The organism is Pseudomonas chlororaphis, from assembly GCA_001023535.1.
GTDB lineage: Bacteria > Pseudomonadota > Gammaproteobacteria > Pseudomonadales > Pseudomonadaceae > Aquipseudomonas > Aquipseudomonas chlororaphis_E.
In genome coordinates this window covers 5,407,889-5,425,306 of the sequence record CP011020.1, presented here as the reverse complement: position 1 = coordinate 5,425,306, position 17,418 = coordinate 5,407,889, and the positions used below count along the sequence as shown (strand labels likewise).

14 protein-coding genes are annotated in these 17,418 nt (G+C 62.5%); 7 read left to right on the top strand and 7 right to left on the bottom strand.

Features of this window, described 5'->3' with window-relative positions:
• Positions 1-65: 65 nt before the first annotated feature.
• The 5 genes from VM99_23645 to VM99_23625 all read right to left on the bottom strand — a co-directional run bounded on the left by VM99_23645 (position 66) and on the right by VM99_23625 (position 5,746).
• Complete coding sequence (locus tag VM99_23645; protein ID AKK00917.1) at positions 66-740, bottom strand: TetR family transcriptional regulator; 675 nt, start codon at positions 738-740, stop codon at positions 66-68.
• 117 nt (positions 741-857) lie between these two features.
• Positions 858-2,480, bottom strand: a complete 1,623-nt coding sequence (locus VM99_23640) for a chemotaxis protein (protein AKK00916.1) — start codon at positions 2,478-2,480, stop codon at positions 858-860.
• Between the two features lie 173 nt (positions 2,481-2,653).
• On the bottom strand, positions 2,654-3,988 hold the full coding sequence (locus tag VM99_23635) for a citrate transporter (GenBank protein ID AKK00915.1): 1,335 nt from the start codon (positions 3,986-3,988) through the stop codon (positions 2,654-2,656).
• Positions 3,989-4,108: 120 nt separating this feature from the next.
• Positions 4,109-4,852 (bottom strand): 3-ketoacyl-ACP reductase, encoded by a 744-nt coding sequence (locus VM99_23630; GenBank protein ID AKK00914.1) that lies wholly within the window; start codon positions 4,850-4,852, stop codon positions 4,109-4,111.
• A 234-nt stretch (positions 4,853-5,086) separates the two neighbouring features.
• Positions 5,087-5,746 carry an arylsulfatase gene (locus VM99_23625; GenBank protein ID AKK00913.1) on the bottom strand — a complete coding sequence of 220 codons (660 nt, stop codon included), beginning with the start codon at positions 5,744-5,746 and terminating at the stop codon, positions 5,087-5,089.
• Positions 5,747-5,968: 222 nt separating this feature from the next.
• Here VM99_23625 and VM99_23620 point away from each other — a divergent pair, with 222 nt between their 5' ends.
• From VM99_23620 to VM99_23605, 4 genes are all read left to right on the top strand, one after another.
• Positions 5,969-6,850: a GntR family transcriptional regulator gene (locus VM99_23620; protein ID AKK01844.1), complete on the top strand. Its 882-nt coding sequence runs from the start codon at positions 5,969-5,971 to the stop codon at positions 6,848-6,850.
• Between the two features lie 294 nt (positions 6,851-7,144).
• Complete coding sequence (locus VM99_23615) at positions 7,145-8,215, top strand: 3-isopropylmalate dehydrogenase (protein AKK00912.1); 1,071 nt, start codon at positions 7,145-7,147, stop codon at positions 8,213-8,215.
• A 105-nt stretch (positions 8,216-8,320) separates the two neighbouring features.
• Complete coding sequence (locus VM99_23610; protein ID AKK00911.1) at positions 8,321-9,589, top strand: membrane protein; 1,269 nt, start codon at positions 8,321-8,323, stop codon at positions 9,587-9,589.
• 16 nt (positions 9,590-9,605) lie between these two features.
• Positions 9,606-10,634: a membrane protein gene (locus tag VM99_23605; protein ID AKK01843.1), complete on the top strand. Its 1,029-nt coding sequence runs from the start codon at positions 9,606-9,608 to the stop codon at positions 10,632-10,634.
• Positions 10,635-10,698: 64 nt separating this feature from the next.
• Here the strand turns inward: VM99_23605 and VM99_23600 are convergent, their stop codons facing one another.
• Together VM99_23600 and VM99_23595 are read right to left on the bottom strand one after the other, a co-directional pair.
• On the bottom strand, positions 10,699-11,340 hold the full coding sequence (locus tag VM99_23600) for an aldolase (GenBank protein ID AKK00910.1): 642 nt from the start codon (positions 11,338-11,340) through the stop codon (positions 10,699-10,701).
• Complete coding sequence (locus VM99_23595; GenBank protein ID AKK00909.1) at positions 11,337-12,299, bottom strand: GntR family transcriptional regulator; 963 nt, start codon at positions 12,297-12,299, stop codon at positions 11,337-11,339. The genes VM99_23600 and VM99_23595 overlap by 4 nt, the downstream gene beginning before the upstream one ends.
• 236 nt (positions 12,300-12,535) lie before the next feature.
• On the opposite strand from VM99_23595, the gene VM99_23590 reads away from it, so the two are divergent.
• The 3 genes from VM99_23590 to VM99_23580 all read left to right on the top strand — a co-directional run bounded on the left by VM99_23590 (position 12,536) and on the right by VM99_23580 (position 17,381).
• Positions 12,536-13,507, top strand: a complete 972-nt coding sequence (locus tag VM99_23590; GenBank protein ID AKK00908.1) for a transcriptional regulator — start codon at positions 12,536-12,538, stop codon at positions 13,505-13,507.
• Between the two features lie 115 nt (positions 13,508-13,622).
• A complete protein-coding gene (locus VM99_23585; GenBank protein ID AKK00907.1) occupies positions 13,623-16,310 on the top strand; it encodes an aconitate hydratase in 2,688 nt (895 codons plus the stop codon).
• 18 nt (positions 16,311-16,328) lie between these two features.
• Positions 16,329-17,381 carry a hemagglutinin gene (locus VM99_23580; protein AKK00906.1) on the top strand — a complete coding sequence of 351 codons (1,053 nt, stop codon included), beginning with the start codon at positions 16,329-16,331 and terminating at the stop codon, positions 17,379-17,381.
• The last annotated feature ends 37 nt before the right edge of the window (positions 17,382-17,418 follow it).

Sequence of the window (17,418 nt, the reverse complement as noted above, 5' to 3'; positions counted from 1 at the left end):
TTGTCCCTCCGGACAAGGCCTTGGCCGATTCAACGGTCGTTGAAAAACCCCACGTGCTGCGGCGCTCAGGGTTCTCCCTGACGCCTCGATTCGAGGCTTGATGCGCCGTAGAGAAACGTCTGGACGGCATGACCGACGATGTCGTCGATCTCGCTGTCGGACAACAGTGAAGAGCGCAGCCCCGAGGCGGCCAGCAGCTTGGTGTGACCCGACACCAGGCTGATGAAGTGTTCGGCCAGGGTTTTTGCCGGGACCGTGTTCGCCAACCCTTTTCCACTTTCTTGCTGGGTCGCGATCCAGCTGGCCAGGATGTCGACGGCCTTGCCGTAGCTGACATCCCACATCGCCTGGGCAATATCGGGAAAGCGCCTGCCTTCATTCACCAGCAGCCGATGCAGCGCCAGCGTGCGTGGTGCCAGGGCCGTGTCCAGCAGGCGCTTGCCGAGAAGCGGCAGCACTTGCTCTGGCTTGCCGTTGGCGATGTTCAATTGCTCCAGCGGCTTGGCCACTTCTACGCACAGGTTGAGCATCGCTTCCTTGAACAACCCTTCCTTGCCGCCGAAGTGGCTGTAGATGTTGCTGCGCGAGCCGCCCACACGGGCGATCAGGTCGTCGACGGCTACGCCGTCAAAGCCGCGGTCCAGGAACTGTTCCGCCGCGACAGCCAGCAGGTCTCGAAGACGTTGGGCGCCTTTGGCTGTTCGGTGCTTGGGTGGTGTGATGGGCGGAATCGGGGTCATGGCGGGTGTCTGCAAGGGTTAATTACGTATCGTACTGTACAGTACATTTTGTAACCCGCCAACTGTCCGGCCGCGTAATAAACCAGGGGCCCATGGCAAACCTGTGGTGGCGCCTGGTTACATCTTGAAGTGCTGGACCATGGCGTTCAGCTCCGTTGCCAGCAGCCCCAGTGACTGGGACGCACGAGTGGTTTGCTCGGAGCCCGTCGCCGATTGAACCGACAGGTCGCGGATGTTCAGCAAGTTCCGATCGACCGATCGGGCCACGTGGGCCTGTTCCTCGGTCGCGGTAGTGATCATCAGGTTGCGTTGGTTGATGTCGTCGTTGGCGGCCACGATGTCTGCCAGTGCGCTTTGGGTGGCCTGGGCCAGGGAAAGGGTGACGCGGGTCTTTTCACTGCTGCTGAGCATGGTCGATACGGCCAGGTCCGTTTCGCTGCGAATGCCGCTGATCATGAGTTCAATTTCCCGTGTCGACTGCACGGTACGGTGCGCCAGCGCACGCACCTCATCGGCCACCACTGCAAAACCGCGACCGGCGTCGCCGGCACGGGCGGCTTCGATGGCCGCGTTCAAGGCCAGCAGGTTGGTTTGTTCGGCGATGGTGCCAATCACGTCCAGCACTTTGCCAATGCCCTGGGCCTGTTCCGCCAGGCCCTCCACCTGCCTTGAACTCAGCTGCACGTTGTGGGTGAGGGCCTGGATCGCACTGAGGGTCTCGACCATGCGTTGCTGGCCACGAAGCGCGGTGTCCCGGGACGCCACGGACAGTTGCGAGGTGGACAGCGCGTTGCGGGCGACCTCTTCGATGGCCGCGGTCATTTCATTGACTGCCGTGGCCGCTTGCTCGATTTCACCGTGCTGCTGGTGAATGTCCTTGCCGGACATCTGTGTGACCGTGTTCAGTTGCGCCGTGGAGAGGGTCAGTTGGCGTGATGAGCTGGAAATCTGGCCCAGGGTCCGGATCAGGTTGTCCTGCATCGTCGCCAGCGACTCCAGCAGGCGGGTGGCCTCATCGTTGCCGGTAGGGTGGATGGGGTGACTCAAGTCACCTTCGGAAATCGTTCGCGCCGCTTTCACCGCCTGGTTCAGCGGCGTGGTAATGCTGCGGGTCAGCAGCCAGGCCACCAGGATCGTACCAATGCCCACCATGACGATCACCAGGACCACGCCACGCACGGCACGCTGGTAGGCCTCGACGCAATGATCGCCCGCGGCTTCGGCCCCAGCGTTGGAACGGTCGATCAGGTCGTCGAAGTTCTGGGTCATCTGGTCATAGGAGTTCCTGATCGTCATCAGGTATTCCCGGGCGCCGGTCTTGTCGCCTTGACGAGAACGCTTGAGCAATTCGAGATGGTTCTGCGCGTACACATCCAGGCTGGCATTGAAGGCCGCCAGGCGGGCTTTTTCTTCATCGCTTTCAAGCAGTCGAGCGTAGGTCTGCATCTGTTCGCGAACCTGCTGCAGGCGTCCGGCGGTTTTTTCTTCATAGGACTGCATGTCTTGTTCACGGGTGGAGAGGATGTGCTGCATCGACCCCATCCGATAGCGGTTCAACGCGGCGTTCGCCGCTCCCAGCGCACGCACCTGCTGGAGCCAGTTGTCCTTGATCTTGAGCGACTGATCCTGCACTTCGTCAATCTGGCGTAACGCAAAGAGCCCGAGCGCCACGCTCAGGAGGGCAATGATGACGAACCCCAGAACCATGCGAGTGGCAATGGAGAGGTGGCGTAAGCGCATGAGAAATGTCCCTTTCGCAAGTGATGGATCCGGGCACCGCCGGATGCGTTCGACGAGGTCTTGATGCGCCAGCCTGGGGCCTGCGCGGATAAACGTGACGGGCATCCCGAGGCACGAATGCCCCGCAATGCCCGTCACTGGAACGTGCAACGGATCGGCGGCTTGAGGGGGGCTCAAGCACCTGCCTGGAGCGGGAACAGTCCCATGACCAGGCACACGCCTAGAAGCAGGAAACTCAGCGCGAACGCCCATTTGAGGGTGTACTTCTGGTGGTCGCTGAACTCCACGCCCGCCAGCCCGCACAACAGGTAGGTGGAGGCGACCAGCGGGCTGAGCAGGTGCACCGGTTGACCTACCAGCGATGCGCGGCCGATTTCCGCGGGGGAGATGCCGTACACCGCGGCCGCCTTGGCCAGCACCGGAAGCACGCCGTAGTAGAACGCGTCGTTGGACATGAAGAACGTGCCCGGGATACTCGCCAGCGCGGTGATCGGCGCCATGTACGGTCCCCAGGTCTCTGGCAGCATCGCCAGGAAGCTGGCCGACATTGCGTTGACCATGCCCGTCCCCGACAGGATGCCGGCCAGGATGCCGGCGGCGAGGAAGATCGCGATCTGGTTCAAGGCCGTTGGCGCGTGGGCGGAAATTCGTCGGCGCTGGTCATGCATGTGCGGGTAGTTGATCACCAGGGCTATCGAGAACGCGACCATGAACAGGATGGACAGCGGCAGCACTTCCGTGACCAGGCCCGTCATCAAGGCGATGGTCAGCCCGGCGTTCAGCCAGAACAACTTTGGCCGGCGCAGTTCGGCGTTCTCCTCGGACATCGAAGGCAAGCCTTCATCGCCATCATCCTCGAAAAGGGTGGCCGCCGCGCCGGCCGAAAGCCGCAGCTTGCCCAGGCGTTGGCGTTCGCGAATGCCGATGAAACAGGCCAGTGCCATGACGCCCAGGAAGGCCACGACCATCACCGGGATCAGCGGCAGGAACAGGTCCGAGGTGTCGACCTGCAGGGACGCGGCCGCCCGTGCCAACGGGCCGCCCCAAGGCAGGAGGTTGGTCACGCTCGCCGCCAGGATGACCACGCACGTCAGGCACAAGGGGTCCATGCGCAGGCGCTTGAACAACGGCAGCATCGCGGTGATGGTGATCATGTACGTCGTTGAGCCATCGCCGTCCAGCGACACCATGCCCGCGAGCAAGGTGGCGAACAGGACCGCCTTCATCGGGTCGCCGTTGATCAGCGTAATGAACTTGCGAATGATGGGATCGAACAGACCGGTATCGAACATGACCCCGAAATAGAGGATCGCGAACATCACCATGATCGCCGTCGGTGCGACCTTGCGCAGCCCCTCGATCATCATGTCGCCCATCTCCGGGCCGAAACCGGCGATCAGCGCGAATACGATCGGCACTGTGGTCATGGCAACCAAGGGTGACAACCGCTTGGTCATGATCAGGGCCATGAAGGTCACGATCATGCCGTAGCCGAGTAGTGAGAGCATTTGTATCACCTTGACGTAAAGTACAATTATTTTTATGGGATCTGCGCGTCGTGCGCATCAAGGTTCCCGAAGGATTGGAATCTGCCAAGCGGGCATGGCTCGTCGAGGGCCCAGGATGGCTCAACTCATGTGCAGGCCGCCGTTCAGGGAGAAATCGGCGCCGTTGGCGTAGCCGGATTCATCGGACGCGAGCCAGGCGCACATGGAGGCGATCTCCTGGGCGGTGCCGAGGCGACGGGAAGGGATGTCCTGGATGATCCGGTCCATGACCTCGGCGGTGGTGATGGACTTGAGCTTGTCGGTGGCAATGTATCCCGGAGACACGGTGTTCACCGTCACCCCGCGCGGCCCGACTTCCCGCGCCAAGGCCCGGGTGAACCCGCGGATCGCCGATTTGGCGGTGGAGTAGTTGACCTGGCCGACCTGGCCCAACTGGGCGTTGACCGAGGAAATGTTGATCACCCGTCCCCAGCCTCGCTCGACCATTGCATCGATGACCTGCTTGGTCACGTTGAAGAGCGAATTGAGATTGGTATCGATCACGGCGGCCCAATCGTTGGGCTGCATGTCGTGGAACACCACGTTTCGAGCGGTGCCGGCATTGTTGACCAGAACTTCGACCGGGCCGTATTGGCGCTTGATCTCCTCGAAGGCCCGGCGGCAGGAATCCCAGTCGGCCACGTTGCCTTCGGAGGCGATGAAGGAAAACCCCAGCGCTTTCTGCTGGGCCAGCCAGGCATTTTTCAACGGAGAGTTCGGGCCGCATCCCGCGACGACGGTAAACCCGTCTTTTGCCAATCGCTGGCAGACAGCGGTGCCCAGTGTTCCCATGCCAGCGGTGACAAAGGCGATTTTTTTGCTCATGCGTTAACTCCTGTTGTGTTTTCTTGTGGGGAGTAGTGCCGGTGGCGATGAAGGGCCACTGGCCGCTAATAGACTCCACTGCAAATTGTTTTGCAAGCTAACGCAGTACAATTTGCCAAAAAACAGGCGTCTTTTTTTACGAACGGTGGGTGCTCGGCTATCCGTGCGAGGGGTAGCCGAGGGCGGCAGTCGACCTGATCCTGTTGATTTTCCTGCCGTTTATTCGTCCCGGCCTCAGGCGTGCAGCAGGTGCCGAAGCTTCAGTACCGCGCTGTCAGGCGTGGTCAGCACTTCGAGCCCGCTGGCCTTGCTGGCGGCCACCGCAGCGCTGGTCATGGAAAACTGCGCAAAGCACAGCAGGTCGCTGCCTGTGATGTCGCTGGCCCGTTCGCTGATCAGTTGGTCATGGCACGCCTGATTGCCGCGACGCAGCTCATCGAAGGCGTTGTCGCAGACGTAGGTGGCCAACGCCAGCTCCCGACCCTGCTGGCTTGCATGCTGTTCGAATTCCTCGACCATCGACGTGATGGCCTGGGGAAACGTCGCCAACAAGGCCAGCTTGCCGGTCCTGCGCAGCGCTTCTTCGATCATGGCTTCGTTCGGCTTGAGCACCGGGATACTCAGCGCACGTTTGCACTGGTCGATGGCATCACCAAACGCCGAACACGTGAACAGGATGCCGTCGGCGCCCGACGCCGAAGCGTAGCTCGCCAGTTTCACGAAGCGCTCGGTCAAGGCCGGCGTGAGTTCGCCCGCAGCAGCCAGATCGCGGGACAACGAGTCCTCCAGCAGGTTGGCCAGCCTGGCTTCAGGCCACAGGCGCGCGAAGGCGTCACTGATCGGCGCAATGGAGACGGCAGTGGCGTGGATCAGAAAAATCAGCGGTGCAGTCATGTGTTCCCCGGGTCGTAGTGGTGTGATTGTGTGTTATTTTTTCGCAAGGCCTGGCCTGTGGCGACAGCGTCCACTCTGCGTATCGACCCTAACCTTCTTTGATCACTGATAGCCATGAATTCAGCAGAACCGACTCTTGAACCACCCGCGGGCGATCTGTCCAGGGTCAAGGTCAAGATAAAGAAAGACCTGGCGGAGCAACTGGCGCCCAAGATCATCGACATGGCCCGCGCCCGGTCGATGCGTGCCGGTGACCCCCTGCGCGAAGAATCTTTCGCCAAGGAGCTGGGGGTTTCCCGCTCGCCGATACGCCGTGGATTCGCCTTGCTCGCCGAGCTTGGCCTGGCCGTCAAGGAGCCCAACCGCGGGTACTTCCTGACCGCTGACGCGCGGGGTATCGACAGCGGCAAGTTGCCGTTGGAGGTCGATCCGTTCGAAGACTTCTACCTGCGGGTGGTCGACGACGTGCTCCGTGGCGATATTCCCACGACGTTTTTCGAAGCCGAGCTGATGCGCAAGTACGCAGTGCCTCGTGGGCAACTGCTGAAGGTGCTCAGTCGCCTGGCCAACGAAGCCATGGTCGAGCGCAAGCCCGGGCAGGGCTGGGAGATCAATAGTTTCCTGCACGACTCCAAGGCCCATATCCAGAGCTACCGCTTTCGCATGGCCATCGAGCCTGCGGCCTTGCTCGAACCCGGCTACGTGGTGGACAAGGTGGCCTTCGCCAAGGCGCGCACGGCGCAGCAGCAATTGCTCGACGGCGACATCTTCAAGCTGTCGCGCTCGCAGTTGTTCCAGATCGGTGCACAGTTGCACGAGCTGATCGTCCGTTGTTCGGGCAACGCATTCTTTCTTGAAGCCATCCGCCGCCAGAACCAGTTGCGTCGCTTCATGGCCTACAAGGCCAACGTGGATCGGCCTCGGTTGATCAACCAGTGTAAAGAGCACATCCAACTCCTGGACTTGATCGAAAGTGGGCAGCGTGAAGCGGCTGCGGATTTTTTGCGCAACCACCTCGATGTCGTCGGCCGGCAAAAAACTGAAAAAGAAGCCAGGGACGAGCTGGAGCACCAGCGCAGCCTTGAGGTTTCCGCCCGCCGTTAAGTCGTCTCTGCACGCCTGTCGTCTCCTGTCGCCCCCGTTTTGCGTCCGGCCAGCTTGCCAGTGCGACATCGGACGCTCGTGGGATTCAAGCATTGCGCAAATTGTATATTCATGCAATAAAATGCAATCTGTCGACCTGCGAAGGCGATAGCGTCCGGGTTCATGGCCTTGGCGGGGCCCGTGAGCAGTGCTCCGGTCTTCGTTCAAAATTGTACGTTGTGGTGACGATGTACATAAAAGGTCGTTTCAGTCCCGGCAAACACATCCGCTCAATAAAAAGGTAAGGGGTTAGCGATGCGCATTTTGGTACTTCCTGGTGATGGTATCGGTCCGGAAATCATCGAGTCTTCGATGTCGGTTCTCAAAGCAGCCAATCAGAAGCTCGGCCTCGGGCTGACATTCGACTATGACGATGTCGGCTTTGCCAGCTTGAGCAAATACGGCACCACCCTGCGCGAAGAAGTGCTGGAAAAGGCCAAGGGCTACGACGGCATCATCCTCGGCACCCAATCCCATGCGGATTACCCGGCGCCTGAAAAGGGCGGTCGGAATGTGTCGGCCGGCTTCCGGATCGGCCTGGACCTCTATGCCAACGTCCGGCCAGCCCGTACCCGACCGTTCCTGGCCTCGAACATGAAGGAAGGCAAGGTGATGGACCTGGTGATCATGCGCGAGGCCACCGAGGGGTTCTACCCGGATCGCAACATGAGCCGTGGCTGGGGTGAGGTGATGCCGACGCCGGACATGGCCCTGTCCACGCGCAAGATCACCCGCGACTGCAGTGAGCGCATCGCTCGCCGGGCGTTCGAACTGGCCATGAAGCGCGGGAAGAAAGTCACCGCCATCCATAAGGCCAACAGTTTCCACATGACCGACGGCCTCTTCCTGGAGTGCGTTCGGGACGTGGCCAGGGAGTTTCCGCAGGTTGTCCTCGACGACTTGCTGGTCGACGCCTCGACCGCTCACCTGGTGCGCAACCCGGAGCGTTTCGACGTGCTGGTCGCGACGAATTTCTATGGCGATATCCTCAGCGACCTGGCCAGCGAGTTGTCCGGCAGCCTCGGGCTTGCGGGCTCGATGATGGCCAGCGATCACCATTGCTGTGCCCAGGCCCAACATGGCTCGGCACCGGACATCGCCGGCCAGGACAAGGCCAATCCGGTGTCGATGATCCTTTCCGTCGGCATGTTGCTGGCGTGGATGGGCGAGCACCACGGTCGGCCGGCCTTGATCGACGCCGCGCAGGCAATCGACAAGGCGGTCGATGCCGTGCTGGAGGACCCTCGCCAGCGCACCCCTGACCTTGGCGGCGCCTTCGGGACCCAGGCCTTCGGCAACGCGGTCGCGAACCTCATCCTGGGCTGAGCGGCGAGGACGCCGCATCGGCCATGGCGGCCGGCGGCTGTCGGATAACTACATCGGCCTGGTCCCGCACCCACTTCAGGCGAGACCGGGCCCGAGGAGCGAACAGTGAGTCAATTACTACTGGGTTGCATCGCCGATGATTTCACCGGCGCAACGGACCTGGCCAGTACCCTGGTGAGCGGCGGGATGCGAACGTTGCTGGTGATCGGCATTCCACAGGGGCCCCTGCCGGCGGACATCGATGCGGTCGTGATCGCCCTGAAAAGCCGGACCATTGCCAGCGAGGCCGCCGTCAGCCAGTCATTGCAAGCGTTGCAGTGGCTGCGCGGGGCGCAATGTCGGCAGTTTTTCTTCAAATACTGCTCGACCTTCGACTCCACTCCCCAGGGCAACATCGGCCCTGTCGCCGACGCCTTGGCGCAGGCTCTGGGCGTGTCGTTCGTCGTGGCGTGCCCGGCGTTTCCGGAGAACCAGCGCACCCTGTTCCAAGGGCACTTGTTTGTCGGCGATGTGCTGTTAAGCGAGTCAGGCATGCGCAATCATCCGCTGACGCCCATGACCGACGCCAACCTGGTGCGCGTGCTGCAACAGCAGACGGGCAGGGCGGTGGGGTTGGTTGCGCACGGGGTCGTCAGGCAAGGCGCGGACGCTATCTCAGCTCGCTTGCAGTCTCTCCAGGCCCAGGGTTTCGGCTACGCCATCGTCGATGCCATCGAAGATGAGCATCTGCATGCGATTGGCACGGCGCTGGCCCACCATCCGCTGATCACGGGGGGCTCCGGCGTGGCCCGGGGCTTGCCCGGCAATTTCCGGCGCGCCGGTTTACTCGGTGAAGCTCAAGCTGCCTCGGTGCTGCCCGTGCTCGAAGGGTTCGGTGCGGTGGTGTCGGGCAGTTGTTCGTTGGCAACCAACGGGCAGGTCGAGCATTGGCGCAAGGAGAGGCCAAGCTTCGCCATCGATCCGTTGCAGTTGGCCAATGGGCAGGACTTGGTGCGCGCCGCCCTCGAATGGGCCCAGGGCCTGCTCGCGGCCGGGCCGGTCTTGATCTACGCCAGCGCTGCTGCCGATTCGGTGAACCGTGCCCAACAGGCACTTGGCGTTGAAGCCGCCGGCCAGCTCGTGGAAGAGGCCTTGTCCGCCATCGCCGTGGGGCTCTACAACCTGGGCGTGCGTAAATTGGTGGTGGCGGGTGGCGAAACGTCTGGGGCGGTCGTCAAGGCGCTCGGGATCAAGGCCCTGAGAATCGGCACCACGATCGACCCCGGTGTGCCCTGGACCCTCGGCCTGCGAGACGATCCGCTGGCGCTGGCACTCAAGTCGGGCAATTTCGGCTCGGTCGATTTCTTCGAGAAGGCGTTGGCCTGTGCGCCTTAGGGCGTTGTTCACCTCACTGGGGCGGTGGTGGGCGACCCCGGTCGTCGGTGCGGCGGGCGCCTGGCTGGCCAGCGTCTTCCATTGGCCGCTGCCCTGGATCATTGGCTCGATGCTGGCGGTCATCCTGGTGCGTTGCCTGGGTGGGCCCCTGGGGGAAATACCCTATGGCCGCCTGTCAGGCCAATGGATGATCGCTACCTCCATCGGCCTGCATTTCACACCGGCGGTGCTGGAGCAGATCCTCGGGCATTTCGTGATGATGGCGTCCGCGGCGGTCCCGACGATGCTGCTGGCACTGCTGGGCATCGCCTTCATGCAGCGCAGGGGCATGGACCTGACCACTGCATTCTTCGCGTTCATGCCGGCGAACTTCTCCGAGATGATCCAGGCCGGCATCCGGCACAAGGCCAACGTCAGCCAGATCGCCGCTGCGCACAGCATGCGCCTGGTGCTGATCGTCCTGTGCGTGCCGCCGGCGATGTTCTTCACCGCTCAGGTCTCACCCTCGGTGGTTCCCGCGCGCCTGCCAAGTGACTGGCATTGGTTGCTGCCGCTCCTGGCAGGCGGGGCGCTCACGGCCGTCATCTGGAAGCGCTGCCGGTTGCCCAACCCCTGGATGTTCGGCCCCATGGCCTGCTGTGCCGTGGTCACGGCTGCCTGCAACGTGCAAACCGCATTGCCGGTGGAGCTCAGTCACTATGGGCAGTTGATGATTGGCTGCGCCCTGGGCGGTTACTTCGACCGGCAGTTCTTCCGCTCCTCTCCGGCCTTCCTGCTCAAGGTGTCGGTGTTCACGGTGATCATGATCATGTCGACCGTGGGGCTGGCGGCGCTCATCGGGCTTTGGCTTCATGTCCCGCTGATGACGCTGGCCCTCGGGATGATGCCGGGCAGCAGCACGGAAATGTACCTGACCGCCGAAGCATTGAACCTGGCCGTGGGGGTGGTGACCGCGATGCAGATCATGCGGCTTGTCGTGGTGATGCTCTGTGCCGAGCCGATCCATGGCGCATGGCTGAAGTATCTGCGCAATCGCCGCATGTGAGGCCGGAAAACCACGGCGCGGCCCCGGCAGGCACTGTTGCATCCGGGGCGCGAGGGCGCCGGCGTCACCAGTTGGCGGCGAAAACGCTGCGCAACTCCTCGATCGCGCGCTCGTCCAGCGGTGCCGGCTTGGGGTCGCTCATCAGCCAGAGCTTTGCCGTCTCCTCCAGCTCCTCCAGCGCGAAGCTGGCCTTCGATACCGAACTTTCCCACACCACCGGGCCAAGGCGCTCCAGCATCACGCCCCGCACACGCTGTGCCCATAGCGCCACTTGCGCGGCGACCTCGGGCGAGCCCGGCCGTTGATAGGCGATCAGGGGAATGTGCCCGACCTTCATCACTTGATAGGGCGTCAAGGGCGGGAGGATGTCGTCGTCGTGCCAGACGCCTGCCAGGGTCAGCGCCACGAGCGCGGTCGAATGGGTGTGCACGACGCCGTTGACGGTTGGATTGCGGTCGTACACCTGCCGGTGCAGCGCCAAGGTCTTGGACGGCTTGCTGCCGGAGACCCAACTGCCGACCCGGCTGACTTTGGCGATCTGCGCGGGCTCCAGCCGGCCCAGGCAAGCGTCCGTCGGGGTGATCAGCCAGCCATCTTCCAGGCGCGCACTGATATTGCCGGCGCTGCCAACGGCATAGCCGCGGGCATACAGGCTTGCGCCAACGGTGCAGATTTCTTCGCGCAGTTGTTGCTCGTGATGACTCATCGTGGGTGTTCCTCGGTGGCCGTGACAGCGCCGTGCTCGGGGTCGAGTGGGCCTGGGGCGTCGGTTGATGATGCACGCCGCGCCAGGATGGGGGATTTTTCCGCCAACGAGCCGCTCAGGTGCTGGCTCATCAGGCGCGCCGCCTCGACGTTGTCACCCTGTTCCACTCGCTCGATCATCTGGATGTGTTCGGCGCACTGTTTGTAGAAGCGGTTGCGGTCGATCATCGAGCGGTATTCGATCAGCCGCCGCATGTTGTTCATCTGCACCAGGATCATGTGGTAGAGCGGGTTGCCCGAGAGCTGGATGAACGCTTCATGGAAGCGAATGCCGCTTTTGAGCAGCACGTCGGCGGGCAGGGTCTCGATGCCGCCGTCGAGCAGGCTCTGCTGCTCTTTCTTCAACTGCAGAAGTTTGCTGGCATCAGGCTGGTAAGTCTGTTCCAGCAGCGCCGCGGGTTCGATCAGCGAGCGCACCTTGTAGATCTGTTCGAGGCTTTCCGGGGTCTTCGCCACATCCAGCAAGCGCCAGCCGTAACCGGGTTTCGGCGTCACCCAGCCGACGTTCGCGGCACGGTTGAGCACGTCGACGACCTGGGCTTTTGTCAGGTCGTAGCGCGTGCGCAGCATGTGTTCGGTCACTTCTGCGGGAATGGCGTTGTTCAGCCAATCCTCGGAGAGGCGGTAATAGGCTTCCGGCTCCTCCAACGGGACCCCTTCATCGTGGATATTTGTCACGGGGACCAGGGCGTCGAGAACGAAGAAACCACGATTGGGCCGTTGTTCGAGGGCCGATTGGTCCGCCAGCAGCACCAGTGCCTCGCGGGCAGGCGAACGCGAGACGTTGAACTGGTCAGCCACTTTCTGCGCGCTGAGATGATCGCCCGTGGCCAATTCTCCGGTCTGGATTTTCTGCCGGATCTGTGCGGCGATTCGTTGCACCAGGGCGCTTGAAGCCATGTCTGTCGTTACTCAAGGCATTGAGGGAAGGTTGACCTTGCTTCGGCCTCGCTGGACCGGAAAGGTATTTCGCAAGTATTGCATTTTGGTGCACCAATATGAAATCTGCTTGGAGATTTCAGCCGATGGGAGCCATCGCAGGCGTTAAGTTATCCGATTTTTCATAAAATTGTACTTTGTTGCCTTGCAAAGCAATTTAGACTGACGTCTAGTAGGCATGCGGGCTCGCCAGCCCGATGGATCAACGACCGCAAGGCACTCACGCCAGCCTCTCCACCAGGAATCAACGGGTGCGATACGACATTACCAGCCTGGACCTTTTCATCACCGTCGCCGAAGAGCGCAACCTGACCCATGCGGCCCGGCGCCGGCACCTGGCGGTGTCGGCGATCAGCAAGCGCATTTCCGAGCTCGAAGCCCAGGTGGGCTCCTCGCTGTTGATACGTAACGCACGGGGCGTGGACCTCACGCCGGCGGGACAATCGCTGCTGTTCTATGCCCGCCAGGTCAAGCAGACCCTTGAGCAACTGGACCATGAACTGGGCGACTACGCCACCGGCGTCAAGGGCCATGTCCGTATCCATGCCATCACCTCGGCGCTCTCCCAGTTCCTGCCGGACGACGTGTCGCGTTTCGTGGCGCTCTATCCGCAGATCAAGTTCGACATCGAGGAACGGGTGGGGTCGGCGGTCATCCGGGCCGTGGCCGATGGTCGTGCCGACCTGGGCATCATCGCGGCCCAGACGCCGGCCCAGGGCCTGGAAACCCTGCCTTATCGCGATGATGAACTGACCCTGGTCGTGCCGGGAGGCCACCCGTTGGCGGCCCGCGAGTCGGTGCGTTTCAAGCAGGTCCTGGCCCATGAGTTTGTCGGGCCGCACCTGGAAAGCTCGATGCACACGCTGCTGACCGACGAGGCGCAAAAGCTGGGCAGGGCGCTCAAGCTCAGGATCCGTATCAGCAGCTTCGACTGCATGTGCCGCATGGTGTCGACGGGCCTGGGGCTCGCCGTGCTGCCACGCAGCGTGATCAACCAATACCTGCGCAGCCACAGGCTCAAGGCCGTGACCCTGGATGAACCTTGGGCGCGCCGTTCGCTGTTGCTGGTCTGCAAGAAATACGACACCGCTTCACCCACCCTCAAAGCCTTGATCGAACACCTGAGTCATCGCCACGACACCAGAGCGTTCTCCGATAGAGAACGCTGACGTGGCAATTGATCAATTTTCACCCGCAGGGGTTGCTCCTACTATCGGTTGATCAGCGGTAACGACTGGTTAACCCGAGCCCCGCGACCTTATAAAAAAGCCTGAGCGATAGAGCATGACCGAGACTGCCCGCGACTTCATCAATCATCTGCAGATCGATGGCACACCCTATGCCTACATCGATTTGAACAAGATGTTCTCACCCCAGCAGCTATCGAAGCTGCCTTATTCGATACGCATCCTGCTGGAGAACGTCGCGCGCTGTTCCCCTCAAGCGCTGCCCTCGGTCATGGCGCGTGCCATTGGCGAGGGCCCTGATTGCGAGGTGCCTTTCCAGCCAAACCGGCTGATGTTCCACGACACCACATGCCTGCCGGCGCTGGCGGATTTCGCCGGGATGCGCGATGTGGTGGCCGAGCTGGGCGGCGATCCGCAAGCGATGAACCCGTTGATCCCTGCCGTCCTGACGATCGACCATTCGGTGATCGTCGAGCATTACGCCGAGGCCGATGCCGTCGAGCAGAACCTGGACATCGACTTCCGACGCAACAGTGAGCGTTACCGCTTCATCAAGTGGGCGCAGAAGAGCCTGGACAACTTCGGGGTGATTCCCCCTGGCACCGGCATCATCCATCAGATGAACATGGAAGCGCTGGCGCAGGTGGTCTGGGAAAGTCGCAGCGAAGACGGCCAGCGTCTGCTGCACCCGGACGACATGGTCGCCACCGACAGCCATACGCCGATGATCAACGCGATTGGCGTGCTGGGTTGGGGCGTGGGCGGCCTGGAAGGGCAGGCCGCGATGGTCGGCGAGCCGGTGCCGATCAGTTTCCCGAAAGTGGTGGGCATCCGCGTGACCAACGCCCTGCGCCCCGGTGTCACCGCCACCGACCTGTCGCTGCATGTGGCCGAGATCTTGCGCAAGCGCTCGGTGGTCGGCAAGTTCGTCGAGTTCACTGGCCCTGGGTTGTCTTCGTTGAGTTGGGCCGCTCGCGGCACGGTCTCGAACATGGCACCTGAGTACGGCGCCACGGTGGTGTTCTTCCCGTTCGACGACGAGACGCTGGCGTACTTGAAACTCAGCGGTCGTTCCGAGTCTTTGTGCAACCGTGTCGTGGGCTACATGCGCGCCCAACCGTTGTGGCGCCGCGACGCGTTGCCCGAACCCCGGTTCGATGAATGGATCGAGTTGGACCTCGACAGTATCGAGCCGAGCGTGGCCGGACCTCACCAGCCGCACCAGCGGCGAAAACTGTCCGATGCCGCGGCGTCGTTTCGCAACGAAGTCATGGGGGGCGCCAACCTGATTGCCGGGCCGGTCGAGCAGACGTTCTTCGAGCCTTCCTTCAAGGAGCCGATCACCCATGGCGCGGTGGTCATGTCCGCGATCACCAGTTGCACCAACACCGCAAACCCGTCGCAGATGATCCAGGCCGGTCTGTTGGCGCGCAAGGCGCGCCAGTTGGGTCTGCACCGCAAACCTTGGGTCAAGACGTCGCTGTCCCCGGGCTCCAGGGTGGTGGCCGACTACCTGGCGGATGCCGATCTGCTGGAAGATTTCCGCGCGCTGGGCTTTGACCTTGCCGGCTTTGGTTGCATGACCTGCATCGGCAACTCGGGGTCACTGCAGACGCAGGTCGAGCAGTTTGCCGACCAGGGCCTGAAGGGTGTCGTGGTGTTGTCGGGTAACCGCAACTTCGAGGGTCGGGTCAACCCCAAGGTGCCTGCCGGCTACCTGGCGTCCCCGGCCCTGTGCGTGGCCTACGCCATCGCCGGCACCATCGATATCGACCTGGAATCCCAGGCGCTGGCCACGGACCGCGAGGGCAGCCCGGTGTACCTGCGTGACCTGATGCCGTCGGATGCCGAGATTGCCGCGCAAGTGGTCAAGGTGGTCAAGCCTGAGTTCTTCCAGCAACGCCTGGCCAAGGTGTGGGACGGCACGCATCATTGGCAGTCGTTGTCGGCGGAAGGGAGCGTGCAGTTCCCGTGGAGCCCGGATTCGACCTACCTGCGCCGCCCGCAATACCTGGCCGATATCAGCGCCGAGCCGAAGTCCAGCCTGGCCATCCGCGCGGCGCGCACCTTGCTGGTGTTGGGCGACAACGTCACCACCGACCACATCTCGCCGGCCTACTCGATTCCCGCCGATAGCCTGGCCGGCCAATGGTTGCTGGAGCGTGGCGAACACCCCGAGGACCTGAACCAGTATTCCACGCGTCGCAGCAACCACGAGGTGATGCTGCGTGGCGCGTTCACCAACAAGGCCGTGAAGAATCGCCTGTTGGGCGACAGCCATCCGGGCCTGGGGGCCTGGGCCTGGAACGCCGACCACACCCAGTGCCTGCCGTTGTTCGAGGCTGCCCAGAGCTATGCCAGCCAGCACACGCCCATGCTGGTGTTCGCCGGCATCAACTATGGCGCCGGCTCCAGCCGCGACTGGGCGGCCAAGGCCCAGGCCCTGCTGGGGGTGAAGGCCGTCGTGGCTCGGAGCATCGAGCGTATCCACCGCAGCAACCTGATCGGCATGGGGGTCATCCCCCTGCAATTCATGCCCGGGCAGTCGGTCGACGATCTGGCATTGCAGGGCGACGAGCGCTTCGACTTTTTCGGCCTGGATGACCTCGATGTGGGCGACAACCCCGTGAGCATGGTGATGCAGCGGGCCAACGGCGAGTCGTTGCAGGTGTCGCTGAACGTGCGTATCGACTCCCTCCAGGAGATTCGCTACCTGGTCAACGGCGGTGTGCTGCCGTTCGTGATCCGCAAGGTGGTCCAGCGCACGCAGCGGCCCGTCATCTGATACCCGGAGAATGCCCCTATGTTTGCCTATGTTGGATCAAGAACCACGCGCGAGCGCAACGCTCGCGGCGAGGGCATCAGTGTCTACAAAGTGGACCAGGAGCAGGGCACGCTGGCGCTTGTCCAAGTGGTCAAGGCGCTGGTGAACCCGTCTTTCCTGGCCTTGAACAAGGCCGGTGACCGGCTCTACACCGTTCACGGGGACCAGAGCGGCGTGAGCGCCTTCAGCATCGACAAGACGACCGGCAGGCTGACCTTCCTCAACCGGCAGGGCTGCGAAGGCCAGAACCCGGTGCACCTGGCGCTGGACCCTGGCGAGCGATTCCTGGTGGTGTCGAACCACCTTACCGGCTCGCTGGCAGTGCTGAACGTGGAAGAGGACGGGGCGCTCGGGGTGGTCAACCAACTGCTCGAACTGGAAGGACCGATTGGCCCTCATCGGGTCGAGCAGCCGTTCTCCAAGCCGCATTTCAATGTCTTCGACCACACCGGCCAGTTCGTGCTGGTGCCGGACAAAGGCCTGGATCGGGTGTTCAGCTTTCGATTCGACGCGGGCCAGTTGTACCCGGCCGCCCAACCCTTCGTGGCGACTCGCGAGGGGGCTGGGCCGCGGCACCTGGCGTTTCACCCCCACGCGCCGTTTGCCTACGTGATCAACGAACTGGACAGCACCGTCACCACCTATCGCTTCGACGCTCGGACGGGGGCACTGGCAGCGCTTCAGAACCTGCCGTCGTTGCCTGCGACCTTCACCGGCAACAGCCGGGCGTCGGAAGTCGAAGTGGATCGCAGCGGCCGTTTTCTCTACGCCTCCAACCGGGGTTACGACAGCGTGGCGGTGTTTGCCATCGATCCGGACAGCGGTTTGTTGAGCCCGGTGCAATTCACGCCCACCGACGGCAAGACGCCCCGTTTCTTCGCGCTCACACCCAATGGGCAGTTTCTTTTCGCACTCAACGAAGACAGCGACACCCTTGTCTCGATGGCCGTGGACCCGGACACGGGTGGCCTTGCCAGGACAGGGTTTTCGGTTTCGACGGGCAGCCCTGTCTGCATGGTCTTCTCGCCCTGAGCGTTCTGATCCACCCCCTGCAATGACACCAGCAGGT